The organism is Streptosporangium sp. NPDC050855, assembly GCF_044456585.1.
Taxonomy (GTDB): Bacteria; Actinomycetota; Actinomycetes; order Streptosporangiales; family Streptosporangiaceae; genus Streptosporangium; species Streptosporangium longisporum.
Map to the genome: position 1 here is coordinate 76,967 of NZ_JBITFY010000023.1, position 23,260 is coordinate 100,226.

General features: G+C 74.3%; 21 protein-coding genes and 1 riboswitch. Of the genes, 10 read left to right on the top strand and 11 right to left on the bottom strand.

The annotated features are described in order from the left end of the window. The first annotated feature begins 323 nt into the window (after nt 1-323). On the top strand, nt 324-1,064 hold the full coding sequence (locus ACIBCT_RS34320) for a GntR family transcriptional regulator (RefSeq protein WP_399195861.1): 741 nt from the start codon (nt 324-326) through the stop codon (nt 1,062-1,064). 312 nt (nt 1,065-1,376) lie between these two features. Next, complete coding sequence (locus ACIBCT_RS34325) at nt 1,377-3,770, top strand: AAA family ATPase (RefSeq protein WP_399195863.1); 2,394 nt, start codon at nt 1,377-1,379, stop codon at nt 3,768-3,770. Nucleotides 3,771-3,906: 136 nt separating this feature from the next. Here the strand turns inward: ACIBCT_RS34325 and ACIBCT_RS34330 are convergent, their stop codons facing one another. From ACIBCT_RS34330 to ACIBCT_RS34340, 3 genes are all read right to left on the bottom strand, one after another. Beyond that, entirely contained in the window at nt 3,907-4,392 is a 486-nt protein-coding gene (locus tag ACIBCT_RS34330; RefSeq protein ID WP_399195865.1) for a general stress protein, read from the bottom strand. 199 nt (nt 4,393-4,591) lie between these two features. Then, nucleotides 4,592-5,233: a response regulator gene (locus tag ACIBCT_RS34335; protein ID WP_399195867.1), complete on the bottom strand. Its 642-nt coding sequence runs from the start codon at nt 5,231-5,233 to the stop codon at nt 4,592-4,594. Between the two features lie 271 nt (nt 5,234-5,504). Continuing rightward, nucleotides 5,505-6,605, bottom strand: coding sequence for a sensor histidine kinase (locus ACIBCT_RS34340; RefSeq protein WP_399195869.1), 1,101 nt, complete (start codon nt 6,603-6,605; stop codon nt 5,505-5,507). A 158-nt stretch (nt 6,606-6,763) separates the two neighbouring features. Here ACIBCT_RS34340 and ACIBCT_RS34345 point away from each other — a divergent pair, with 158 nt between their 5' ends. After that, nucleotides 6,764-7,450 carry an ABC transporter ATP-binding protein gene (locus ACIBCT_RS34345; RefSeq protein ID WP_399195871.1) on the top strand — a complete coding sequence of 229 codons (687 nt, stop codon included), beginning with the start codon at nt 6,764-6,766 and terminating at the stop codon, nt 7,448-7,450. Beyond that, a complete protein-coding gene (locus ACIBCT_RS34350) occupies nt 7,447-8,181 on the top strand; it encodes an ABC transporter permease (protein ID WP_399195873.1) in 735 nt (244 codons plus the stop codon). The genes ACIBCT_RS34345 and ACIBCT_RS34350 overlap by 4 nt, the downstream gene beginning before the upstream one ends. 100 nt (nt 8,182-8,281) lie before the next feature. Here ACIBCT_RS34350 and menD read toward each other — a convergent pair whose 3' ends face one another. After that, a complete protein-coding gene (menD, locus tag ACIBCT_RS34355; RefSeq protein WP_399195875.1) occupies nt 8,282-9,940 on the bottom strand; it encodes a 2-succinyl-5-enolpyruvyl-6-hydroxy-3-cyclohexene-1-carboxylic-acid synthase in 1,659 nt (552 codons plus the stop codon). 118 nt (nt 9,941-10,058) lie between these two features. Continuing rightward, nucleotides 10,059-10,946 carry a 1,4-dihydroxy-2-naphthoyl-CoA synthase gene (gene menB, locus ACIBCT_RS34360; RefSeq protein WP_399195877.1) on the bottom strand — a complete coding sequence of 296 codons (888 nt, stop codon included), beginning with the start codon at nt 10,944-10,946 and terminating at the stop codon, nt 10,059-10,061. A gap of 77 nt (nt 10,947-11,023) precedes the next feature. Between menB and ACIBCT_RS34365 the strand changes: the two genes are divergently transcribed. From ACIBCT_RS34365 to ACIBCT_RS34375, 3 genes are all read left to right on the top strand, one after another. After that, nucleotides 11,024-12,223 carry an AMP-binding protein gene (locus tag ACIBCT_RS34365; protein ID WP_399195947.1) on the top strand — a complete coding sequence of 400 codons (1,200 nt, stop codon included), beginning with the start codon at nt 11,024-11,026 and terminating at the stop codon, nt 12,221-12,223. A gap of 43 nt (nt 12,224-12,266) precedes the next feature. Beyond that, nucleotides 12,267-12,629: a hypothetical protein gene (locus tag ACIBCT_RS34370; protein ID WP_399195879.1), complete on the top strand. Its 363-nt coding sequence runs from the start codon at nt 12,267-12,269 to the stop codon at nt 12,627-12,629. 278 nt (nt 12,630-12,907) lie between these two features. Further along, entirely contained in the window at nt 12,908-14,341 is a 1,434-nt protein-coding gene (locus tag ACIBCT_RS34375; protein ID WP_399195882.1) for an RNA polymerase sigma factor, read from the top strand. A gap of 179 nt (nt 14,342-14,520) precedes the next feature. Here ACIBCT_RS34375 and ACIBCT_RS34380 read toward each other — a convergent pair whose 3' ends face one another. Both ACIBCT_RS34380 and ACIBCT_RS34385 read right to left on the bottom strand, forming a co-directional pair. Next, complete coding sequence (locus tag ACIBCT_RS34380; RefSeq protein WP_399195884.1) at nt 14,521-14,730, bottom strand: MbtH family protein; 210 nt, start codon at nt 14,728-14,730, stop codon at nt 14,521-14,523. Nucleotides 14,731-15,135: 405 nt separating this feature from the next. After that, nucleotides 15,136-15,537 (bottom strand): hypothetical protein, encoded by a 402-nt coding sequence (locus tag ACIBCT_RS34385; protein ID WP_399195886.1) that lies wholly within the window; start codon nt 15,535-15,537, stop codon nt 15,136-15,138. A gap of 216 nt (nt 15,538-15,753) precedes the next feature. Between ACIBCT_RS34385 and ACIBCT_RS34390 the strand changes: the two genes are divergently transcribed. Both ACIBCT_RS34390 and ACIBCT_RS34395 read left to right on the top strand, forming a co-directional pair. After that, nucleotides 15,754-16,344, top strand: a complete 591-nt coding sequence (locus tag ACIBCT_RS34390) for a TetR/AcrR family transcriptional regulator C-terminal domain-containing protein (protein WP_399195889.1) — start codon at nt 15,754-15,756, stop codon at nt 16,342-16,344. Between the two features lie 561 nt (nt 16,345-16,905). After that, nucleotides 16,906-17,097: a DUF5999 family protein gene (locus ACIBCT_RS34395; protein ID WP_344908614.1), complete on the top strand. Its 192-nt coding sequence runs from the start codon at nt 16,906-16,908 to the stop codon at nt 17,095-17,097. Nucleotides 17,098-17,240: 143 nt separating this feature from the next. Here ACIBCT_RS34395 and ACIBCT_RS34400 read toward each other — a convergent pair whose 3' ends face one another. After that, nucleotides 17,241-17,834, bottom strand: coding sequence for an alpha/beta family hydrolase (locus tag ACIBCT_RS34400; RefSeq protein ID WP_399195891.1), 594 nt, complete (start codon nt 17,832-17,834; stop codon nt 17,241-17,243). A gap of 145 nt (nt 17,835-17,979) precedes the next feature. Here ACIBCT_RS34400 and ACIBCT_RS34405 point away from each other — a divergent pair, with 145 nt between their 5' ends. Beyond that, the gene (locus ACIBCT_RS34405) at nt 17,980-18,327 is read left to right on the top strand and encodes a hypothetical protein (RefSeq protein ID WP_399195893.1); all 348 of its coding nucleotides are present in this window, start codon (nt 17,980-17,982) and stop codon (nt 18,325-18,327) included. 57 nt (nt 18,328-18,384) lie between these two features. On the opposite strand, the gene ACIBCT_RS34410 is transcribed toward ACIBCT_RS34405, so the two are convergent. The 3 genes from ACIBCT_RS34410 to ACIBCT_RS34420 all read right to left on the bottom strand — a co-directional run bounded on the left by ACIBCT_RS34410 (nt 18,385) and on the right by ACIBCT_RS34420 (nt 23,166). Further along, entirely contained in the window at nt 18,385-19,194 is an 810-nt protein-coding gene (locus ACIBCT_RS34410; RefSeq protein ID WP_399195895.1) for a tetratricopeptide repeat protein, read from the bottom strand. Nucleotides 19,195-19,409: 215 nt separating this feature from the next. After that, on the bottom strand, nt 19,410-22,265 hold the full coding sequence (gene gcvP, locus ACIBCT_RS34415) for an aminomethyl-transferring glycine dehydrogenase (RefSeq protein WP_399195897.1): 2,856 nt from the start codon (nt 22,263-22,265) through the stop codon (nt 19,410-19,412). A 173-nt stretch (nt 22,266-22,438) separates the two neighbouring features. Beyond that, a riboswitch (glycine riboswitch) is annotated at nt 22,439-22,530 on the bottom strand. 15 nt (nt 22,531-22,545) lie between these two features. Then, nucleotides 22,546-23,166, bottom strand: coding sequence for a MerR family transcriptional regulator (locus ACIBCT_RS34420; RefSeq protein ID WP_399195900.1), 621 nt, complete (start codon nt 23,164-23,166; stop codon nt 22,546-22,548). Between the last annotated feature and the right edge of the window lie 94 nt (nt 23,167-23,260).

The window sequence follows — 23,260 nt, forward strand, 5'->3', positions numbered from 1 at the left end:
TGGACGGGGTGGACGGGGTGGACGGGGTGGACGGGGTGGACGGGGTGGACGGGGTGGACGGGGTGGACGGGGTGGACGGGGTGGGGTGCGGGTGAGCGGTGCGGGTGGGGCGGGGCCGGGGTCGGGTGCGGGCGGTACGAGCGGTGCGGGCGCGGGTGGGATGCCCGTCCCATCTTGCAGGAGGAGGGAGCCCGCGGAGACACCGGAGACACCGAAGACACCGGAGACAGCGGAGACACGACCAGACGGGTCGCGACCGGTTTTTGTCAGGACATTCTGATGTCCGCTACCCTGACGGCGAGGTGCGGCAACCAGGAGGGCGAATGACGGCGCGGCTCGCCATCGAGCTTGACCGGTCCAGCCCGGTTCCCCTCTACTACCAGGTGGCCGAGCAGATCTCCGAGGCCATCCGCCGGGGCGACCTGCCGCCCGGGTCCCGTCTCGACAACGAGATCCTGCTCGCCGACCGGCTGGGAGTGTCACGGCCGACCGTCCGCCAGGCGATCCGCTACCTCGTCGACAAGGGCCAGCTGGTCCGCAAACGAGGCGTGGGCACCCAGGTCGTGCACGGCCAGGTCAAGCGGTCGGTCGAGCTGACCAGCCTCTACGACGACCTGCGCAGGGCCGGCCAGGAGCCCGCGACCAAGGTGCTGCTGCTGCGGTCCGTCCCGGTGGACGAGGAGATCGCCGGGGTCCTCGGCGTGGCGCCCGGGACCGAGGTGACGCACCTGGAGCGGATCCGCTACGCCGCCGGGGAGCCGCTGGCCCTGCTGCACAACTGGCTGCCCATGCCGCTCGCCTCGCTGAGCGCCGAGAGCCTCCGGCAGCGGGGGCTGTACGAGCTGCTCCGCTCCGCCGGGGTACGGATGCGCGTGGCGAACCAGCGGATGGGGGCCCGGGCCGCCACCGCGGCCGAGGCGCGGCTGCTCGACGAGCGGCGTGGCGCGCCGCTGCTCACCATGGTCCGCACCACCTACGACGACCAGGGCAGGGCCGTCGAGCACGGCTCCCACGTCTACCGCGCCTCGCACTACTTCCTCGAGGTCACGCTCATCGAGCGCTGAGAACGGCCCGGCTCCCCCGGCGGCCCGGCTTCCCGCGGCCGGCTTGCCCGCCCCCGGCCCCCTGCGGCCCGACTCCCCACGGCCGGCTTCCCCTCAGCCCGGCCCCCCTGCGGCCCGGCTCCTGCGACCCGACTTCCCACGGCCCGGACCCGATGTCGTTTCATGGTCAAATCTCGGCCAAACCACCGGGACAACCGGGATCACCGGCGCGTGGTGATTCGTCCCGCGGGGATGCCCTACGGGTGACCACCGTTGAGAGGGCCCGGCCCACGACCGTGACCCGGGGGCCGGGAGCGGGCGCGGGGCGAGACGATGCGCGGCCGGGGAGCTGAGTGGGCGGCGGTGCTCACCCTGCTGGGCGGCGTCGCCTCCCGCACGGGGAACGTGCTGCTCGTCCAGGGCAGGCCGGGGTCGGGCAGGACGCTGCTGCTCGACGAGGCCACCGGTGCCGCGTCCGCGCTGGGCATGGCGGTCGTCACCGGGCGGGCCGACGAGCTGGGACGGCTGACCCCCCTGGGCCCGTTGCTGTCCGCGCTACCGGCGATCGAGGCCGGGAACGCCCTCTGCGACGGATCCGGCCGGCTGCTGTGGCCGGACGGCCGGGTACGGGCCTCGCTGGAGGACAGGCTCCGCTCGGGGCCGCTGCTGGTGGTCCTGGACGACCTCCAGTGGGCCGACCCGGCCACGCTCATGGTGCTGCGCACGCTGCCCGCGAGGCTGGCCGACCGGCCGGTGGCCTGGCTGCTGGCCTGCCGTGGCGCGCCGCCGCGTGACGCCCCCGGACGGCTGTTCGACCTGCTGGAGACGGACGGGGCCGTACGGATCACCCTCGGCCCCCTCGACCGGGAGGCGGTGGCCGGGGTCTGCGCCGACCTGCTGGGCGCACCGCCCGCACCGGGCCTGGCGGCCCTGGCCGCCCAGGCCGGCGGTGACCCGCTGCTGCTGTCGGAGCTCCTCACCGGGCTGCGCGAGGAGGGCGCCGTACGGGTGGAGGGCGGCCTCGCCCGGCCGGCCGGGCCCCCGCCGGCCTCGGCCACCCCCTCGGGCGGCACCCTGGCGGAGCCCGTACCGGCCGGGACCGCACCCGTCCGGTCCGCGATCACCGGGACCGCACCGGTCGACGTCCCGGTGGAGACCGCGCCGACCGGGATCGCGCTTCCCCGGCGTCTGCACGTCGCCGTCCGGCGGCGGCTGGACGAGCTGGGCGGCGGGACCCGCCACCTGCTGGAGGCGGCGGCGGTGCTCGGACGCTCGTTCTCGCCGGAGCGCGTCGCCGGGCTGTTCGGCGAGACACCCGGGGCGGTGCTCCCCGCCCTGGAGGAGGCCCTGGCCTCCGGCGTGCTCGTCACCACCCCCGGCGGGCTCGCGTTCGGTCAGGAGGTGCTGTGGCGGTCGGTCGCCGAAGGCATGCCGGAGCCGGTGCGACGGGCACTTCGGGAACGGGCCGGGCACGCCTGCCGGACGCGACCGGCCCGCCCGCCCCGCGACGCCGGCGGCATCGCTCCCGGCCCGGCCCTGCTCGCCTGGGACGAGGGCCTGCTCTCGCGCGGGCTGGAACTGGCCCGCGAGGCCGTGGACCGGCCCGGCCGCGGACGGCACCGGTGGCCGCGGGCCGTCCTGGCCTCCATGCTGATCGACCTGTGGCTGCTCGACGAGGCCGAGGCGGTGACGGAGGACGCCGCCGCCGAGGCCGGGTCCGAGGCCGGGAGCGAGCCCGACCCGGCCGCCGGGATCGGGGTGCTCCGCGCGCGTCTCGCCCTGGCCGCGGGCACGTTCGACCGCGTGGTCGAGCACGCCGGGACCGCACTGGCCGCCGCGCGGGGCCCGGACGCGCCCGGCCTGGCCTGCTCGGCCCTGTCGGTGCTCGGCGTCGGGGCACTGCGCGCGGGCGACCTGCCGGGAGCCGTCGGGTACATGGCGAGGAGACCGGCCCGATGGTCGTGGGGCCTGCCGTCGTACGAGCGGCTTCGTGCGGAGCTGGCGGCCGGGCGGATCGGCGAGGCCCGTACCGGGCCGGTGGACGCGATGGCGGCGCTCGGCGGTGTCTACGCGGCGCTGCCCCGGCACCCCGCGGCACTGACCTGCGAGCCCGCCACGGCGGCGTGGCTGGTACGGGTGGCGGTGGCGGCGGGCGAGCCGGACAGGGCCGACGCCGTGGTCGAGGCGGCCGAGGGGCTGGCCTGGCGCAACCCCGGACTGCCGGGACCGTCGGTGGCGGCCGGTCACGCGCGGGGCCTGCGCGAGGGCGACCCCGAGGCCCTGGGCCGTGCCGTCGCCGGGTACGCCGATCCGTGGGCCAGGGGTTCGGCCGCCGAGGATCTCGGTGTGCTGCTCGACGCGGGAGGCTGCCACCGGGAGCCGGTCGTGGAGAGCCTGCGGACCGCCCTGGCCTGTTACGGGGCCGTGGAGGCCACCCGCGACGCCGCACGGGTGCGGGGCAGGTTGCGCCTGCTGGGCGAGCGGCGCCGCCACTGGACCAGGACCGACCGTCCCGTGTCGGGATGGGCCAGCCTGACCGGCACCGAGCGGGCCGTCTGCGCCCTGGTCGCGCAGGGGCTGACGAACCGGCACGCCGCCGAGCAGATGTTCATCAGCGAGCACACGGTCGCCTTCCACCTGCGGCAGGTCTTCCGCAAGCTGGGCATCCGCTCACGGGTCGAGCTGGCCAGGCTCGCCGTGCAGGAGAACGGCCGGAGCCTGCACTGAACAGGCCCGACCGGTCCGAGGAGCGGGTCCGGATGATCCGAGGAGCGGACCTGGCCGATCTGACGAGTGACCCGATCGATCGAACCGACCCCATCGGATGAGCGAACCAGGCCACCCGATGAGCGGGCCCGGCCGATCAGATCTGCTGCCGGGGCATCTGCTCGGAGGTGCCCACGTTGAGCAGCCTGCGGGCCTCGGCCGCCTGGGGGGCGGCGACCAGCACCTCGTAGCGGTCGGCGATGATCGCGCTGGAGGAGAGGAAGTCCCGCTTGCCGCCGGTGAACGCGTGGCTGATCAACCCGAAGATCGCCCCGGCCACGGCGCCCCACACCAGCCCCCACAGGGCCAGGACGAAGGGGAAGGGCCCGGGAGCGAAGATCGCAAAGAACAGGCCGATCAGCAGGCCGAACCAGGCGCCGGTCCCCGCGCCCATCACGGCCGCGCGCAGGTAGGTCAGCCGCCCGAGCACCTGCTCGACGAGCCGGAGACCGACCCCGACGATCATCGTGTGCTCGACCGGGAACTTCTGGTCCGACAGCTGGTCCACGGCACGCTGGGCCTCGGCGTAGGTGCCGAAACCGGCCACGGTCTCGTGGGTGGTCAGGTTGACGTCAGGTCGCATGGCACTTCCCTTCGACGGGTACCTGCGACGCAGGTCCGTACCCGAATCACCCTTGCCCCACGGCGGCGTCCCCCACATCCCCGGACCTGACGGTTCTTCCGCTCTTCCGCTCTTCCGCTCTTCCGCTCTTCCGCTCTTCCGCCCGGGTCCGGTGACCGGACGCCGCCTCCGGGGCCCTCACGCTCCGGGCGCCCGAGGCTCAGTCGGGTACCAGGCCGTGCCGGAAGGCGTACGTCACCGCCTGGGCCCGGTCGCGCAGGCCCGCCTTGGCGAAGAGGTTGTTGATGTGCGTCTTGACGGTCGCCTCGGAGATGAACAGCGTCCCGGCGATCTCCGCGTTCGAGCGGCCCTCCGCTATCAGCCGCAGCACCTCCGCCTCGCGGCGGGTGAGCCCGTCGGGCAGGTCCGGTGCCCGGCGGTTCCCGGCCACCGCCTCGGCCAGCCGGCGCTGGATGGCCGGGTCGAACTGGGCGTCCCCCCGCATCACGGTGGTGATCGCCGAAGCCAGCGCCTCGGCGTCGGCGTCCTTGGTCAGGTACCCGCGCGCCCCGGCGGCCAGGGCGGCGAAGACCGACTCGTCGTCGGAGTAGGTGGTCAGGACCACCACGTGGATCTCGGGATGCTCCGCCCTGATCCTGCGGGTCGCCTCCACCCCGTCCATGCGGGGCATGCGCAGGTCCATCAGGACCACGTCGGGCCTGAGGGACCCGGCCAGCAGGACCGCCTCGCGCCCGTCCGCGGCCGCCCCGGCGACCTCGATGCCCGGCAGCAGCCCGAGCAGCAGCACCAGCCCCTCGCGCACCACCGTCTGGTCGTCGGCCACCAGCACCCGCACGCTCACCCCGGCACCCCCGCCACGTCGAACGCCCCCGGGCCCCCGCACGGACCGGTGAACGGCCGGGAGGCACGGCGCTCTCCGAAGGTTTCCGGCCCTTGCGGGACACCGGGCGCCCCGAGGGCGACAAGAACACCGGACCCGTCGAAGGCCCCGTGCATTCCGTGAACTCCAGGGGCTCCAGGGGCTCCAGGGGCTCCGAGGAGGCCGGGCCCGCCGGCGTGGACCGTCCGCGGCGCGGTGCCCGCCCCCACGGCGGCACCGCGCCACGGGCGGCTCACGCCGGAACCCGCAGGAGGACCTCGAAGCCCTCCGCGCCCGGCCGGGCGGCCAGCGACCCGCCGATCAGCTCGGCCCGCTCACGCATCCCCACCAGCCCGTACCCTCCCTCCGAGGGCACCGGCCGGTCCGGCGCACCTCCCGTGTCGCACACCCGCAGCTCGCACCAGTCGCCGGTACGGCGCAGCGCCACCGAGACCGCGGCGCCCGGCGCGTGCCTGCGCACGTTCGTCAGCGCCTCCTGGGCGGTCCTGGCCACCGCCAGCCGGGCCCCGGCCGTCAGCGAGCCGAGGTCGCCGGTGACCGAGACCGCGCAGGGCGCCCCGGTCGCCGACCGGAACTCCACGGCCAGCCGTTCCAGCCGCTCGGCCAGCGGCAGTTCCTGCCCGCGCAGCGCGTCGAGCGCCCGGCGGGTCTCCTCCAGCCCGGCCCGGGCCAGCCGCACGGCCCGGTTGACGCGGTCGAGGGCCGCGGCGGGGTCCTCGCCCCGCTCCAGCAGCAGCCGAGCCCCTTCCAGGTGGACGATCTGCGCCGACTGCGAGTGCGCCAGGATGTCGTGGACCTCCCTGGCCAGCCGTGCCCGGTCGGCCAGCACCGCCTCCCCCGCCCGCGCCTCGGCCAGCGCCGCGCCCTGCCTGCGGATCACCCTCATGTGCCGTACGAGGAACATGATGACGGCCGCGTAGGCCATCCCGAAGACGTTGCCCATCACCTCCCAGCCCTGCAGGCCCGACAGCAGGCCCAGGGCGGCCGTACCGGCGACCGCGACGACCACCAGCAGCACCGCGGGTCCCGTGCGGGCCCTGACCGGTGCGGCGAACAGCAGGGGGTAGAGCAGTCCCAGGCCGGTGTAGTGCTCGATCGCGTTCAGGGCGAGGCCCGCGGCGAGCGGGACCGCCAGCAGCAGGGCGGCGCGCCGCGGGTCGTCGTCCCGGAGCGCCCACAGGAAACAGCCGGTGGCGACCGCGCCGAGCACGAGGACCGGCGGTGCCCACGGCAGGCCGACCTGGACCGCGACCATGACCGGGCCGTACAGCAGGTACGCCCCCAGCAGGACGACAAGGAACCGGCGCACCGCGGGGCGACGGAGAAGGGTCACGAACGACAAGCTACCCGCGGCCTCCCCCGGGCGGCCATCGGCCCCGGGGTGGAGATCGTCTCCACCCCGGGCCCCCCGGCCGCCTCCCCCGGGTGGACATCGCGCGGTCCACCCCCGGGACCGTGTGCTCCCACCCTCCTGAGGGCCATCGTCGAGGTATGTCAGCGATCAGTGTCACCCAGCTCGGCAAGTCGTTCGGCGCGGTCCGCGCCGTGGACGACCTGTCGTTCACGGTGGAGCGGGGAACGCTCACGGCCTTCCTCGGCCCCAACGGAGCGGGCAAGACCACCACTCTCCGCATGATCCTCGGCCTGGTCACCCCCACCGACGGCACCGCCGTGATCGGCGGCATGGCCTACCGCGACCTGGAGCGCCCCGTCTCGACGGTCGGGGCCGTCCTGGAGGCGACGGCCTTCCATCCCGGGCTCAGCGCCCGCACCCACCTGGAGGCGCTCCGGATCGCCGCGGGCCTGGAGGCCGGGCGCGTGGCGCACGTGCTGGAGCAGGTCGACCTCACCGACGCGGCCGACCGCAGGACCAAGGGGTTCTCGCTGGGCATGCGCCAGCGGCTCGCCCTGGCCTCCGCCATGCTCGGCGATCCGGAGATCCTCATCCTCGACGAGCCCGCGAACGGCCTGGACCCGGCCGGCATGCGCTGGCTGCGGGGCTTCCTGCAGGCCTGCGTCCACCGGGGCCGCACGGTCCTGGTCTCCACCCACGTCCTCGCCGAGATCGGGCAGATCGCCGATCAGGCGATCATCATCGGGAACGGCCGGCTCGCCTGGCAGGGCCCGCTCACCTCCCGGACCGACCTGGAGGAGCTCTACCTGGAGGTGACGCGATGAACCGCCTGATCCGCGCCGAGCTGCTCAAGGTGCGCGCGAGCCGCGTCACCTGGATCCTGGCCGCCCTCGCGCCCGTGATGTGCGTGGCCTGGGCGGCGCTGATGGTGGCCCTGCCCGGGGCGGAGGGCGCGCCGGCCGGCCGTCGGGCCGAGTCCGTGTACAGCATGGCCCAGCAGGCCTACGTCTTCGCCCTGCTGCTCGGCGTCCTCGGCATGGCCGGGGAGAACCGCCACCGTACGATCACCTGGCAGTTCCTGGTCAGCCCCCGGCGCGGCCGGGTGGTGGGCGCCAAGCTGGTCGTGTACGGGATCGTCGGGCTGCTGATCGGCGCCCTGTCCGCGCTGGTCACGCTGGGAGCGGGCCTGCTCATGCTCGGGGCGGCCGACCAGCAGGTGTGGTCTTCCCGGGCGCCCGCGATCCTGCTCGGCTCGATGCTGGCCGTCACCCTGTACGGGACGTTCGGGGTGGCGCTGGGCGCGCTGATCCGCAACCAGGTCGCGGCGGTGGCGGTGGCGCTGATGTGGTTCATGTACGCCGACTACGTGCTCATCAGCCTCCTTCCCGCCCTGGGCAGGTGGCTGCCGACCGGGGCGGCCCGCGCGCTGAGCGGCATGCCCCTGCAGGGCGCCGAGCTCCTGCCCGTCTGGGCGGGCGGGCTGCTGTTCGCCGGCTACGTCGCGGTGCTCGTGCTCGCCGCCCGCGCCCTGACGCTCCGCCGCGACGTCACCTGAGCGGTGACCCCGCCCCCCGCGTCCCCGCGTCCCCCGCGTCCTCGCCGTCCCGTACCGGACCCGGCGGGGACGTTCAGGACGTTCAGGACAGTCAGGACGTTCAGGACAGGGTGGCGCGGACGGCCGCCTGGGCCGCGTCGCGCATCGCGACGTGCAGCATCGCGTTGGACTCCCGGTCGGTCCGCACCTCGACCAGCCGCGGCCCCTCCCCGCGCAACGCCCGCTCCAGCCGCCCGGGCTCGTCCACGAACGTGTACGGCGTGCCGGTGGCCGCGGCCACGTGGCCCAGGTCCACCCCGTGCGCGGTGCCGAAGAGCCGCTCGAAGGGTTCGCGCAGCGCGACCTGGGGCAGCAGCGAGAAGATCCCGCCGCCGTCGTTGTTCACCACCACCAGGCACAGGTCGGGGCGCGGCTCGCGGGGGCCCAGCAGCAGGCCGTTCTGGTCGTGCAGGAAGGTCAGGTCGCCCATCAGGGCGTAGGAGGGCCCGGTGTGGGCCAGCGCGGCGCCCATCGCGGACGACACCACACCGTCGATCCCCGCCGCCCCCCGGTTCGCCATGATCCGCAGCCCCCTGCGGGGCCGCATCGCCTGGTCCAGGTCGCGGATCGGCATGGACGAGCCGGAGAACAGCAGCGACCCGTTGGGCAGCGTCTCGGCCAGGTCCCGGGCCAGGCGCGGCTCGCTCAGCCCGGAGGCGTCCATCACCTCGTCGATCGCGCCCCTGGCGGCCGACTCGGCGCGCCGCCAGGAGTGCAGCCAGGCGTCGTCGCCCGCGGCGACCGGGATCTCCACCACCTGGGCGACCTGGGTGGCCGAGCGGGTCGGGTCGGGCCAGCGGGTCAGGTCGGCGGCGACCACGATGTGCTCGCCGGCGTGCTTGAGCCAGTTCAGCAGGGGCCGCGACAGGCTCGGGCGGCCCAGGGTCACCACCACGTCCGGGCGGTGGGCGTCGGCGAACTCCGGCGTGCCGAGCAGGAAGTGGTAGGCCGACACGGCGTGGTCGCCGTAGCGGGCGCCGCCGCTGGGCTCCGACAGGACCGGCCACCCGGCCATGCCCGCGGCCGCCACGTACCGGCGCGTCCCGGTCGCGCCGTCGCCGACGACCAGCACGCCCCGCCGGGTCGGCGGCAGGTGCAGCGCCACCGGCGGCGAGGCCACCCGGGCGCGGACCCACGGGCCCTGGGCGTCGCCCTCCAGGGACTCGCACCAGGACTCGTCGCCGTCGGGGATCAGCGGCTCGCGGAAGGCCACGTTGAGGTGGACCGGGCCGGGGTCGTAGGGGCCCAGCGCGCGCTGGTAGGCCCGGCAGGCCAGCGACCGCCAGTAGGCGACCTGGCCGGGGCGTTCCTCGGGCACGCCGATCTCGCTGAACCAGCGCACGGCCGTGCCGTACATCTTGACCTGGTCGACGGTCTGGCTGGCACCGGTGTCGCGAAGCTCGGGCGGGCGGTCGGCGGTGAGCACCAGCAGCGGCACCCCCGACTCGTGCGCCTCGACGACGGCCGGGTGGAAGTTGGCGGCGGCCGTGCCGGAGGTGCAGATCAGGGCGACCGGGCGGCCACCGCGGCGGGCCAGGCCGACCGCCAGGAAGGACGCCGAGCGCTCGTCCACCCGCACGTGCAGCCGGATGCGGCTGTCGGCGTGCACGGCCAGGGCCAGCGGCGTCGAGCGCGATCCGGGGGCGAGCACCACGTCGGTGAGACCGCAGCGGGCCAGCTCGTCGACCAGCACGGCCGCGAGCGCGGTCGCGGGATTCACCGCACCGCCTCCTTAACCCCCGTCCGGGGCGAGTCGCATCCGAAGGGCGCGCCGGGCCGGTCTCGTCCACCCGGGACGGCGCGCCGCAGGAGCGCGCCCTCCCGGATGCCCGTGACCGCTACGGACGGCGCGGGAACCTGCCGAAGTCGGGGGCGCGCTTCTCCTTGAACGCGTCGCGGCCCTCCTGCGCCTCCTCGCTCATGTAGTAGAGCAGGGTGGCGTCCCCGGCGAACTGCTGCATCCCGGCGGCACCGTCGGTCACCGCGTTCAGCGCGCCCTTGAGCATGCGCAGCGCCAGCGGCGACTTCTCCAGCAGCTCGCGGGCCCATCTGACCGTCTCGGCCTCCAGCTCGGCCAGCGGCACGACGGCGTTGACCAGGCCCCAGTCCAGGGCGGTCTTCGCGTCGTACTGGCGGCACAGGTACCAGATCTCGCGGGCCCGCTTGAGGCCGACCGTCTCGGCCAGCAGCCAGGAGCCGTAGCCGCCGTCGAAGGAGCCGACCTTGGGGCCGGTCTGGCCGAAGACCGCGTTGTCGGCGGCGATGGACAGGTCGCAGCAGACGTGCAGCACGTGGCCGCCGCCGATGGCGTAGCCGGCGATCATCGCGATGATCGGCTTGGGACAGCGGCGGATCTGCACCTGCAGGTCGAGCACGTTGAGGCGGCCGACGTGCGGGGTGGACTTGTCGACGTAGCCGTCATCGCCGCGGATCTTCTGGTCGCCGCCGGAGCAGAAGGCCCGCTCGCCCGCGCCGGTGAAGATGATCACACCGACCTCGGCGTCCTCCTGGGCGACGTTGAAGGCGTCCTTGAGCTCGAAGAGCGTCGTCGGGCGGAACGCGTTGTGCCGCTCCGGACGGTTGATCGTGATCTTGGCGATGCCCTCGGCGGTCTCGTAGACGATGTCCTCGTACTCGCCGGACCTCTTCCAGTCGACCGTGACGCTCTCCCCGAGGGGCGTCCCCGCCCGCTCGTCCGCGCCCGGCCCGACCCGCTCCGTGCCCACGATCGCTTCACCCTCTCCGCTGCGCCGGGACCGTCCCCGGCCGTCGTCCGGCTTCCGGCACTAACCTTACGACCGTGATGACCGTTCCTGTGCACGAGGAGTGGCTTTCCGTGCCACGGGAGCTGCACGCCGTGGTCTCGGCGCCCGGACCGGAGCTGCTGCGGGCCGTCCGCGCGGCCCTGGACGGCGACGGCCCCGCCGTCCTGCCCCTGCCGCCCACCCTTCCGGCCCCCGCGCTGCGGGCGGCACTGGAGGCGCTGCGCCCCACCCACCTCGACGGGGTACGCCGGGCGGACGGGATCGGCGTCCCCGCCGGGGTGGCGGTGGTCATCGCCACCAGCGGCTCGACCGGCGCCCCCAAGGGCGTGCAGCTCTCCGCCGCGGCCCTGCGCGCCTCCGCGTCGGCCTCGCTGCGCCGCCTGGGCGCCCGGCCCGGCGAGCGGTGGCTGTGCTGCCTGCCGCCCTCCCACGTGTCCGGCCTCCAGGTCCTGGTCAGGTCGCTGCTGGCCGGGAGCGAGCCGATCGTGCACGAGGGCTTCTCCGCCGAGGCGGTGCTCGACTCCGGGGCCGACCACGTCTCGCTGGTGCCCACCCAGCTGCGCCGGCTGCTCGGCGCGGGCCCGTCCGGCCCGCCGGACCTGTCGAGGTTCGCGACCGTCCTGCTCGGCGGGGCCGCCGCACCGCCGGACCTGCTCGCCGAGGCCCGCGCGGCAGGGGCCCGGGTGGTCACCACGTACGGCATGAGCGAGACCTGCGGCGGGTGCGTCTACGACGGCGAGCCCCTGGACGGGGTGGATCTGCGCGTCGGCGGCGACGGCCGGATCCGGCTGGGCGGGCCCGTGCTGTTCTCCGGCTACCGCCTCCGTCCCGACCTGACCGAGGCCGCCCGCGACGGCGACCTGTTCCTCACCTCGGACCTGGGGGTCGTGGAGGGCGGGCGGCTGCGCGTGCTGGGACGGGCCGACGACGTGATCAACACCGGGGGCGAGAAGGTGGTCGCCGCGGTGGTGGCCGAGGCGGTGGCCGCCCACCCCGCGGTCGCCGAGGCCGTGGTGGTCGGCCGCCCCGACCCCGAGTGGGGGCAGCGGGTGACGGCCGTCGTGGTCGCTGCGGACCCTCCCTCCCTGGCCGAGATCCGCGCCTTCGTCAAGGAGCGGCTGCCCGCCTACGCCGCCCCCGCCGAGCTGGTCGTCGTGCCCGGTATACCGCTTCTGGCCAACGGCAAGCCCGATCTGGAGGCCCTCCGTCATGGTCATGATCGGGAACCGTGGGGGTAGGGTCACACGTCCAAGGGACAGCCGAAGCAGGAAGGACCAGCCGATGAACGTCACGCACAGGACATGGGTCTCGGCCGGAGTCGTGGGCCTGGTCCTCGCCGGCGGCATCTCCGTCACGGCGGCCGCCGCGTCGGGCGGGATCGGCCGGACGGCCGAACCGGCGAGCACGCCCTCGAGCGAACCGACGCCGGTCGCCCCGCACGGCCCCCTCCCGTCCGGCGACCCCCGCCCCTCCCAGGAGCCCTCGCCCACCGCGCCGGTCCCGCCCGCGGAGGACCACGTGGTCTCCAGGGAGATCAACCCCGACCCCGAGAAGATCGTCGGCTACTGGACCGAGGACCGGATGGAGGAGGCCGAGCCCTTCCCGATGCCGATCGTCGAGGGCCCGCTCGAGGTCGCCGAATAGGCTTCCGCGTCCGTTCTCCCCCGCACGTCCCCGCCCCGGGCCCGCACGCCGGAGACCTCGCCGGACGCGGGCCTGCGCGGCGGCCGGTCACGGGCGGACCCCCGGCCGGTCATGGAAAAAGGTGGTCCGCTCCCCGCATTTTCCCGGTCGAGCCGGGAACAGAAAGTTTCTCGCTGGGGTTATTGATACTGGTGCGCTGAGCGGCCCCCAGACCGCCCCACCCCACGACCGAGCAGACCGTTTCATTCAGACGACTCCGTGATGGAGGAGGTGTCCTCATGCCCCCAACCGCCGTGGCGACCTCATCTGAGGCCCCGTCGACCCTCGAACAGTTCCTCGACCGAGGGCGAGTCCAGGGCCATCTCTCACTCGCGGAGCTGCGCCACGCCTTCGCCGAGGCCGGTATCAGCCCCGCCGAGGGCAGGTCGATCCTGCGCGGCCTCACCGAGGCGGGCGTCAGCCTGGCCGCCGAGAACGAGCCCGCGCTCTCCTCGACCTCCGGCCGTAAGGCCAAGACCCCTCGCAAGACCGCCGAGCGCAAGGCCAAGGCCGCCCCCGCCAGGAAGGCCACGACCGAGCCGGCCGCGTCTCCCGCCAAGAGCAGGACCGCGACCAAGGCGGCCGGCAAGGCCGCCGCGGGTACGGACAAGGCAGTCGAGGCCGTGGAGGCCGTCGACGGCGTCCCTGCCGACCTGGACGAGCTGAACGTGCCCGAGGCCGCCGAGCTGGAGGCCGTGGAAGCCGTGCAGGCCGTCGAGGAGCTCGAGGCGGAGCCGGCGCTGGACCTGGACGACCAGTCCTCGGTCATGGGCGACTCGGTGCACACCTACCTGAAGTCGATCGGCCGCCGCACCCTGCTCACCGCCGCCCAGGAGGTCGAGCTGGCCAAGCGGATCGAGGCCGGCCTGTACGCCGAGGCCAAGCTGGAGGCCGAGCCCGGCCTGTACGCCTCCGCCCGCGACGACCTGGAGTGGATCGCCGAGGACGGCCGCCGGGCCAAGAACCACATGCTGGAGGCCAACCTCCGCCTGGTCGTCTCGGTCGCCAAGAAGTACACCGACCGGGGCATGGCCCTGCTCGACGTGGTCCAGGAGGGCAACCTGGGCCTGATCCGCGCGGTGGAGAAGTTCGACTACACCAAGGGGTACAAGTTCTCCACCTATGCCATGTGGTGGATCCGCCAGGCCATCCAGCGCGGTTTCGCCGACTCGGCCCGCACCATCAGGCTGCCGGTGCACGTGCTGGAGATGCTCTCCAAGCTCTCGCGCGTCGAGCGCGACATGCACCAGCGGCTGGGCCGCGAGCCCACGCCGGAGGAGCTGGGCGTCGAGCTGGACAAGACCCCCGACCAGATCGAGGAGCTGCTGCGCACCAGCCGCCAGCCGATCAGCCTCAACGCCACCATCGGCGACGACGGCGAGACCACCATCGGCGACCTGATCGAGGACGTCGACTCGCCCGAGGCGTCGGAGGTCGTCGACCGCCAGCTCCTTGGCGAGCAGCTCCGCGGGGTGCTCGGCAACCTCTCCCCCAGGGAGGCCAAGATCATGGCCCTGCGCTTCGGCCTCGTCGACGGCAAGCCCCACACCCTCGACGAGATCGGCAAGCACCTCGGCCTGACGCGCGAACGCATCCGCCAGCTGGAGAAGGAGTCGCTGTCCAAGCTCCGTCACCCCAGCAACACCCGCCCGCTGCTCGACTGGGCGAGCTGACCGGCCAGCGGGTCGCCTGACCCGTCGCGAAGGGCGCCGCCGCGAGACCTCACGGTCCGCGACGGCGCCCTTCGTCGTGCACGGGGCCTCCTTGCGGCGATTCCCGTGCCCCCGGGGACCCCGGCCCTCGAGATCGTCGGGACCCCTCGGCGGTTTGGGTCCTGGTCCCGGAAGAGGCTCTAGCCCTCCATCCGGGCGACGAGGCTCCGGGGGCGCATGTCGGCCCAGGAGCTCTCGACGTAGGACAGGCATCCGGCGCGGGAGTCCTCGGCGTGGGCGACCTCCCAGCCCGCGGGGACGTCGGCGAACGCGGGCCACAGCGAGTGCTGCCCCTCGGCGTTCACCAGCACCAGGTAGGACGCGTCCTCGTCCTCGAAGGGGTTGGTCATCGGGTACCTCCGGCGACGGGCTCCCGGACGGCCGGGCCGGGGAGCGGGGGACGCGTACCCGGGAGAGGAACCCCGGGCACGCCATGGCGAAAGGGCACGGCGGCACGGTGAGGCCCGCGGCCCGCTTCTTCCGGCGTGACGCCGGGGTGAGCGGTCACGGGTTCGTCGTACCGTCGTTAGGAAAGGCTTACCTAAAATCGACCGGATCGACGTCGATGTCAAGGGTCCGCGCCATGAGCCGGATCACACCCCCCCGTGCCCGGTGCGGGAGACACCCGAAGCCCGGAGGAGACGCCGAGCGGTCCGGGCACGAAGAAGCCGCCCGCCGGCGCGGAGCGCGTGACGGGCGGCGAGGGATCGGACGACCCGGTCCCGCCGTCCGGACGGCGGGGAAAGGGGAAGGGGTCAGCGGGCCGAGGCCTGGACCGGGCGCGGGACCCGGGGAATGCCGGTCAGCCGGTTCTGCTCGCGCATGGTGCGCAGCCGGTTGACCTCGTCGGTCCACCCGGCCCCCTCGGGGGTGGCCCTGGCCCTGCGGCGGCGGATCCGGTCGTCGTAGGACCTGACCCCGAACGTCGCGCGCTGGTTGGCCTCGGCCGCGCGCAGGGCCTCGGTCAGCGCCCTGTCGAAGGCCAGACCGGCCGCCCGCACCACCTCGACCGGGGCCGCGGCGGCCTGCACCCTGCGCAGTTCGGCCTCGGCGGCGCGCGCCCTCTCCAGAAGCTCGGGGAAGCCCTTCCCGACCTCCTGGTCGGCGTGGTGACGAACCTCCGCCTCCCGGCTCACGCGCGGTCGGAAAAACGCCATCGTCCACCCTCTCTCACCGGCCGCCGGGCCCTTCTCCGGCAGATCACCGTTCGTAGCCTACGCCGTCCCGCGCCGGTCCACCGTCCCGGTCCACCGTCCCGGCCCGTCGTCTCGGCCCGTCGTCCCGGCCCGCCCTCCCGACCGGCGCGGACGGAAGGCGGGACTCTCCGGCGCGCGGTCCTTTACGCAGTAAGGTGAAGGTGGCAGGATGATCACATGCCTGCCAAGCGACCACCCGTACCGCTCTCCCGGGAGCGCATCATCGACGCCGCCCTGCACATCGCCGACGGACAGGGGCTGCGGCGGCTGACGATGCGGCGGCTGGGCGACGCGCTCCAGGTGGAGGCCATGGCCATCTACCACCACCTGCCGCGCGGCAAGGACGCCCTGATGGACGCCCTGGCCGAGCACGTCACCACCGTCCACGTCGAGCCCTCGGCGAGCTGGCAGGAGAGCGCGAGGGCCTGGTGCCGGGCGAGCCGCGCCGCGCTCAGGGAGCACCCCGGGGTGCTGGCGCTGGCCCTGACCAAGCCTCCCAGGGGCCGGGCCGCGATCGCGATCAGGGAGCAGACCGACCAGCTGGCCGACGCCGGTCTCGCCGACGCCCCGGCGGCGGTACGCGCGCTGCGGGCCTACGTGTTCGGGGCGGTGGCGGTGGAGGTGCAGCAGTCGGGCTGGGCCGAGCCCGCCGACGATGACGACGAGCCGTGGCGCCCCCCGTCCCGGGGCGGCGGCAGCCCCGGCGCGGACGCCGACTTCGAGCACGGGCTGGAGGCTCTGCTGGCCGGCCTGAGCGCCCGGGGATGAGCGTGACCCGGCCACCTCTCCCGACCGCCCCGGCCGCCCCGGCCGCCCCGGCCGCCCCCTGTCCGGCGCGGGCCCGGACCGAACCACGCCGATCCGGCCCCGGGACGAGGAGCACCGGCCGCACCGGTGCGGGCCCGGACCCGCGGGGAGAGGCCGGACGACGGGCCACCGGCGGGCTCCCCGGCGTGTCAGGAATCCGTCACCGATCGTTTACTCTCCGCTCGGCGTGTCACCCTTGGTCGAATGTCCTTATATCAGGCATGCTGTGTTATAGGTCACATCACGTGATACGGCCCTGACGGACTGGCCCCCTCCGGTTCACAAACAGTCCTAACGGGCTATGTCGCCAAGGTGCGATCGATCGCACACTTGATCTGCTTGATGTACGGGCCTCGTTCTGTTACGAGCGCCTGTATGGTCATATGTCAACATTCAGATGCTCGTCCCCCGTCACACGTGGGAACGGAGTCCCATCGGTGACGGTGCCGCCGGATGTCCGATGCCCACTCCATGCCCGATGTGACCCGGGTGAGCCGACACGAGAGATCCGGAGGCACGCCGATGTGCCCGCACGAGCCGTCCTGTCCGTCCGCCGACGCGCTGGACCGCGAAGCCGCCCGCACCCTGGCGGCCCACCCCGAGCAGGGCTGGAGCCTGCTCTGCAACGGTGTGGTGCTGTTCGACGACACCGGCGAGCTCCTGCCCGACGGTGCCGTCATCGAGCCGCACCGGCCCCTGGTGGGCGTCGGCTGACCATCGGGTCACCCCGCCGGGCCGCCGGAGGGAGCCGGTTCGCACCGCGCCCGCCCCGGCAGGCCCTTCCCCGGGGGACGTGACGGCCGGATCCGGTCACAGGGACGGGTCACCCCGCCCCGGACCCCGCCGTCACCCCGCCGTCACCCCATCGTCGCGTCGAGCCACCCGGCGACCAGCTCTCCCACGCCCGCGGGATCCTTCGTGAGGTCGTGCCCCTCGCCCGGCAGTACCACCAGGCGGGCGGCGTCCGCCGCCTCGGGCACGCCGAACGGGTCGCGGTCCCCGTTCACCACCAGCACGTCGACCCCGGCCTCGCGCAGTTCCGCGGCGCGGGAGCGCTCCGGCTTCTTCGGCGGGTGCAGGGGGAACGCCAGCGCCACCACCGCGCGGGCCCCGACCGCCCCCGCCGTACGGCAGGCGACCCTGGCCCCGTTGCTCCGGCCGCCCTGCGCCAGCGCCAGCCCCGGGTAGCGCCCGCGCAGCTCCGCCACCAGTGCCCGCCACGCCTCGTCCTGCCTGGCGGCCGAGCCGGGCGCGCGAGCCCCCCGCATCCGGAACGGCTGCAGGACCCGGGCGACCGTCGCGCCGATCGCCGTCGCGGCGTCCCGTACGGCCAGCAGGTCGGGGGCGTCCACTCCCCCGGCCGAGCCGTGGGTCAGCACGAGCAGGAAACGCGGGTCGGCCACCTCGTCGATCTCCACCCGGGCCGGCCCGTGCGGGGTCGTGATCTCCATGGAGACCGTCCGGGAGGACGTGGCCCCGGGGACGTCGTCGTGGGACCCGGGAGGGACACCGTCGGGGGATGGGGGCCGGGAGACGGGCACGGATCTCGTCCTAACGACTGATGTCAGGCGGGCGGGCGGGGGCGACAATCGGAGCGTGCAGAATCATCACGATATCCGCCAGGACATGCGCGCCACCGTCGAGGCTCGCCGGGATCTCGGCCCGGAGTACGAGGCTGCGCTGATCGAGTCGTTCGTGTCGCGCCTCGACGCGACCATCGCCCAGCGGGTGCACGCGGAGGTGTACGCCGCCGAGGCGTCGAAGGCGCGGCGTCCGGGCAGGAACCCGTCGGTCGCGATCGCGCTGGGGTCGATGGGCATCGGCGTCCCGCTGACCGTCGTCGCGGCGGCCGAGGCGGGCACCGCCGGGCTGCTGCTGGCCTGGGCCGGCATCGTCGCGATCAACTTCGCCCACGCCGTGAACGGCTGGCGGGGACGCGACTGACACCCCGGCCCGCCCCGCCGACCGGCGCCGGCCGCTGCCGATCGGCGCCGGCCCGCCTCACAGGTCCCGGTCGAGCCGGAGCCTGACCTTCCCGGCCAGATCGGCGTCGGCGCTGTCGAGGCCGTAGCGCCAGACCCGCTCGGCGTCCTCGTCCCGTCCCCGCAACGGGAGCGTGCGGGCCAGCAGCTCGATGGCCAGCGCGCCGGTCTCCGTGTCGCCACCGTCGCCACCGTCGCCGTCGTCGCCGCCCTCCTCGACCGCGGCCGAGAACTCGGCGCACGCCAGCTCCAGGTGGGCGATGCCGAGCATCACCCTCAGCCGTGCCGCCTCGATCACCTCGGGCACCGAGAGGGCCTCCATGAGCACCCGTGCGGCCTCGCCCGGCTCGCCCTCCTCCAGGAACCCCTCGGCCAGCTCCTGGGCCGCGTGGGAGGCGATCTCCGGGTCGGCGGTGGCCAGGGCCTGGCGCAGCGAGCGCTCCGCCTCCTCGGCGTCGGTGGCGAGCCTGGCAAGGCCCATGTGCGCCGGGGGGACGTAGTCGGGGTGGCCGACGCCCAGGGCGGCCTGCCAGGCGGCGCGGGCCTGGGCGGTCAGGCCCTCCCGTTCGAAGCTCCCGGCGAGCAGGCAGGCGGCCTGGGCGGCGAACTCCGGGTGCCCGGTCGCCAGCGCGGTGCGCGCGGCCGCGCGGGAGCCGGGCACGTCCCCGCGCTCCTCGAGCACGACCGCGAGGCCCACCGCCGCCTGGGCGCGGTCGGGCTCGTCGGGGTCGGCGGCCAGCTCCGCGAAGATCGTGGCGGCGGCGTCGAGGTCGCCGGACTCGGCCAGTCTTCGCGCGGTGTCCAAGGGACGGGTGTCCACCTCAGGCATGCAGGGTCCTTCCCGGATACGGAGACGCCCCGAGCCTAACGACTCGGGGCGCCGTCCGTCCCGGCACATTCCGCGTGGATCTGCGGCCTGCACGGGGTTCGCGCGATCCGGACCGACTCCGCGCGGGGCCCGGACCGCTCACCGGGCGCCTTGCGGCGGAGCGCCCGAGAGGCCGCCGCATCCTCCGGGGACCGTCCCGGGACCGCGCGGGCGGATCAGTCCTCGTAGGACTCCAACGGCGGGCAGGAGCAGACCAGGTTGCGGTCGCCGTAGGCCTGGTCGATGCGCCGGACCGGCGACCAGTACTTGCCCTCGCGCAGCGACGGCAGCGGGTAGGCCGCCTCGGTGCGGGTGTAGCCGTGCTCCCACTCGTCGGCGGTCAGGCTGTCGGCCGTGTGCGGGGCGTTGCGCAGCGGGTTGTCGGTCCTGTCGTAGTCGCCCGAGGCGACCTTGGCGATCTCGCCGCGGATGGCGATCATCGCCTCGCAGAACCGGTCGAGCTCGGCCAGGTCCTCGCTCTCGGTCGGCTCGATCATCAGCGTCCCGGCCACCGGGAAGGACATGGTCGGCGCGTGGAAACCGTAGTCGACCAGGCGCTTGGCCACGTCGTCGACGGTCACGCCGGTCTCCTTAGTGATCTGGCGCAGGTCCACGATGCACTCGTGGGCCACCAGGCCGCCGCGGCCGGTGTAGAGGACCGGGTAGTGGGGGCCGAGCCTGCGGGCCAGGTAGTTGGCCGACAGGATGGCCTGCTCGGTGGCCGCCTTGAGGCCGTCGGCGCCCATCATCCGGATGTAGGCCCAGGAGATCGGCAGGATGCCGGCCGAGCCGTACGGGGCGGCCGAGACCGGGCCGACGGTGGTGCCCTCGCGCAGCGGGTGGCCGGGCAGGTGGTCGGCCAGGTGGGCGCGGACCGCGACCGGCCCGACCCCGGGGCCGCCGCCGCCGTGCGGGATGCAGAAGGTCTTGTGCAGGTTCAGGTGGGAGACGTCCGCGCCGAACTCGCCCGGCCTGGCCAGGCCGACCAGCGCGTTGAGGTTGGCGCCGTCGACGTAGACCTGGCCGCCGGCCTCGTGCACCAGCTCGCAGACCCGGACGATCGTCTCCTCGTACACGCCGTGCGTGGACGGGTAGGTCACCATGATCGCGGCGAGCCGGTCACGGTGCTTGTCGATCTTCGCGACCAGGTCGCCGAGGTCCACGTTCCCCTCGTCGTCGCAGGCCACCACGGCCACCCGCATGCCCGCCATGACGGCGCTGGCGGCGTTGGTGCCGTGCGCGGAGGAGGGGATCAGGCAGACGTCGCGCTCGGACTCGCCGCGCGAGGCGTGGTAGGCGCGGATGGCCAGCAGGCCGGCGAACTCGCCCTGGGAGCCGGCGTTCGGCTGGAGCGACACGGCGTCGTAGCCGGTGACCTCGGCCAGCCAGCGCTCCAGCTCCGCGATCAGCTCCAGGTAGCCCCGGGCCTGGTCCTCGGGGGCGTAGGGGTGCAGGCCCGCGAACTCGGGCCAGGTGATCGGCTCCATCTCGGTGGTCGCGTTGAGCTTCATGGTGCAGGAGCCCAGCGGGATCATCGACCGGTCGAGCGCGACGTCCTTGTCCTGGAGCCTGCGCAGGTAGCGCAGCATGGCCGTCTCGGAGCGGTGGGCGTGGAAGACCGGGTGGGTCAGGTAGTCGCCGGTCCGCGCCAGCGCGTCGGGCAGCGCGTCGTGGGCGGCGGCGTCCAGGTCGGCCGGGACGACGCCGGCGACCTCGAAGGCGGCCAGGACCTGCTCCAGGTGCAGCAGCTCGGTCCGCTCGTCGCAGGTGATCCCCACGTGGTCGTCGTCGACCAGGCGCAGGTTCACCCCGTTGTCGCGGGCGGTGGCGACGATCGCGGCGGCCCGGCCGGGCACTCGGGCGAGCACGGTGTCGAAGAAGGTGTCGTGCACGACCTCGACGCCGCCCTGGCGCAGGCCCTCGGCGAGGACCACGGCGTGGCGGTGGGTGCGGCGGCCGATCCTGCGCAGGCCCTCGGGGCCGTGGTAGACGGCGTACATGCCGGCGATCACCGCGAGCAGGACCTGGGCGGTGCAGATGTTGCTGGTGGCCTTCTCCCGGCGGATGTGCTGCTCGCGGGTCTGCAGCGCGAGGCGGTACGCCGGGCGGCCGTCCGCGTCCTGGGAGACGCCGACCAGGCGGCCGGGAAGCTGGCGCTGGAGGCCGTCGCGGACCGCCATGTAGGCCGCGTGGGGGCCGCCGAAGCCCAGCGGGACGCCGAAGCGCTGGGTGGAGCCGATCGCGATGTCGGCGCCGAGCTCGCCGGGGGCGGCCAGCAGGGTGAGGGCGAGCAGGTCGGCGGCGGCGACCACCTGGGCGCCGCGGGCGTGGGCGGCCTCGGACACGCCGCGGAAGTCGCGGATCCGGCCGCTGGCGCCGGGGTACTGCACGAGCACGCCGAAGCAGTCGGGCAGCTCGCCGGCCAGGTCGCTCTCGACCAGCTCGATGCCGAGCGGCTCGGCGCGGGTGCGCAGCACCGCCTTGGTCTGCGGAAGGGCGTCGGCGTCCACCACGAACACCTTCGACGGGCTGCGGCCCGCGCGCCGGGCCAGGGTCATCGCCTCGGCGGCCGCGGTGGCCTCGTCCAGCAGGGAGGCGCCGGCGACGTCCAGGCCGGTCAGGTCCGAGACCACGGTCTGGAAGTTGAGCAGGGCCTCCAGCCGGCCCTGGGAGATCTCCGGCTGGTAGGGCGTGTACGCGGTGTACCAGCCCGGGTTCTCCAGCAGGTTGCGGCGGATGACGGCCGGCGTGATCGTGTCGTGGTAGCCCAGGCCGATCATCGAGGTCATCACGGTGTTGCGCCCGGCCAGGACGCGCAGCTCGGCCAGGGCCTCGGCCTCGGAGGCGGCCGGGGGCAGGTTCAGCCGCTCGGCCGAGCGGATCGCCTCGGGCACGGCCACCGCGACCAGGTCGGCGACGGAGGCGAAGCCGACCGCCTCCAGCATGCGGGTCTGCTCGGCGTCGTCGGGCCCGATGTGGCGGGTCGCGAACGGTGGGGCGGCGAGCTCGCCGAGCGGGGACAGATCGGTCATGGAAAGCCTCCCAGACGGGGTGGAGACCGGCGCCGGGCGCGGGCGTGCGACCGGAGTCTCCCCCTCTGTCATCGCGGCCGGTGCCGCGACCTGAGAGCTTCACCTGCCCGTGACGGGAGGCTTGCACCGTCGGTGAGGCACACCTGGCCGGTGTGCCTGCTTTCCAGAGTTGCCTCGTCCGTGCGGTACAGGGTGCCTGAGAGATTCCGGGGAGGTTGCTCCTTCGGCGCCCCGGTCGTGCCGGGGACTCTCCCGCACAGGGTCAGTGGCGAGTCCGAGTTTACCCTGTTCGCCGTGCTCTGCGACGCCGGGCGAGCTCATCGGCGTGATGATCGCCTAAAGGGCCTCCGCCCGACTCCGCGCGTTCGCCGGGAAGATCCGCGAGGGAGCCCTCCACCTCCTGCCAGACCCGTCCGAGCGCTATGCCGAAGACTCCCTGACCGCCCTGGAGCAGGTCGATGACCTCGTCGGGCGAGGTGCACTCGTAGACGCTGACCCCGTCGCTCATCAGGGTGATCTGGGCGAGGTCGTTGACGCCCCGGTCGCGCAGGTGCTGTACGGCGATGCGGATCTGCTGGAGGGAGACGCCGGTGTCGAGCAGGCGCTTGACGACCTTGAGGACCAGGATGTCGCGGAAGCCGTACAGCCGCTGGGAGCCCGAGCCGTGCGCGGCCCGCACGGTGGGCTCGACCAGGCCGGTACGCGCCCAGTAGTCGAGTTGCCGGTAGGTGATCCCGGCCGCGGAACAGGCCGTCGGGCCCCGGTAGCCGAGGTCGGCGGGCGTGTTCACCGGTTCCCCGTCGAACAGCAGACCCTCTTCACCCGCGCGCTGACGTGCCGACTGGCGCCGTTCCGGGTCATCCTGATCGGCGTTTCTACCCTCGCCGCTGCTGACCGCCACGCGGACCTCCGGCTTTCTCTCATCCCACGGCCTGATCTGGGGGTTTACGCACGGCCGTGGGTTTCACTTGCACCGTAGGACTGGGGCCAAGTCC

Excerpts from the sequence above, each read along its gene's own strand:
- ACIBCT_RS34410 (WP_399195895.1), bottom strand. The coding sequence starts at position 19,194 with ATGCCTGAGGTGGACACCCGTCCCTTGGACACCGCGCGAAGACTGGCC.
- ACIBCT_RS34345 (WP_399195871.1), top strand. The coding sequence starts at position 6,764 with ATGTCAGCGATCAGTGTCACCCAGCTCGGCAAGTCGTTCGGCGCGGTC.
- ACIBCT_RS34390 (WP_399195889.1), top strand. The coding sequence starts at position 15,754 with ATGCCTGCCAAGCGACCACCCGTACCGCTCTCCCGGGAGCGCATCATC.
- ACIBCT_RS34395 (WP_344908614.1), top strand. The coding sequence starts at position 16,906 with ATGTGCCCGCACGAGCCGTCCTGTCCGTCCGCCGACGCGCTGGACCGC.
- ACIBCT_RS34370 (WP_399195879.1), top strand. The coding sequence starts at position 12,267 with ATGAACGTCACGCACAGGACATGGGTCTCGGCCGGAGTCGTGGGCCTG.
- ACIBCT_RS34325 (WP_399195863.1), top strand. The coding sequence starts at position 1,377 with ATGCGCGGCCGGGGAGCTGAGTGGGCGGCGGTGCTCACCCTGCTGGGC.
- gcvP (WP_399195897.1), bottom strand. The coding sequence starts at position 22,265 with ATGACCGATCTGTCCCCGCTCGGCGAGCTCGCCGCCCCACCGTTCGCG.
- ACIBCT_RS34375 (WP_399195882.1), top strand. The coding sequence starts at position 12,908 with ATGCCCCCAACCGCCGTGGCGACCTCATCTGAGGCCCCGTCGACCCTC.
- ACIBCT_RS34380 (WP_399195884.1), bottom strand. The coding sequence starts at position 14,730 with ATGACCAACCCCTTCGAGGACGAGGACGCGTCCTACCTGGTGCTGGTG.
- ACIBCT_RS34350 (WP_399195873.1), top strand. The coding sequence starts at position 7,447 with ATGAACCGCCTGATCCGCGCCGAGCTGCTCAAGGTGCGCGCGAGCCGC.
- ACIBCT_RS34365 (WP_399195947.1), top strand. The coding sequence starts at position 11,024 with ATGACCGTTCCTGTGCACGAGGAGTGGCTTTCCGTGCCACGGGAGCTG.
- ACIBCT_RS34320 (WP_399195861.1), top strand. The coding sequence starts at position 324 with ATGACGGCGCGGCTCGCCATCGAGCTTGACCGGTCCAGCCCGGTTCCC.
- ACIBCT_RS34385 (WP_399195886.1), bottom strand. The coding sequence starts at position 15,537 with ATGGCGTTTTTCCGACCGCGCGTGAGCCGGGAGGCGGAGGTTCGTCAC.
- ACIBCT_RS34400 (WP_399195891.1), bottom strand. The coding sequence starts at position 17,834 with ATGGAGATCACGACCCCGCACGGGCCGGCCCGGGTGGAGATCGACGAG.
- ACIBCT_RS34330 (WP_399195865.1), bottom strand. The coding sequence starts at position 4,392 with ATGCGACCTGACGTCAACCTGACCACCCACGAGACCGTGGCCGGTTTC.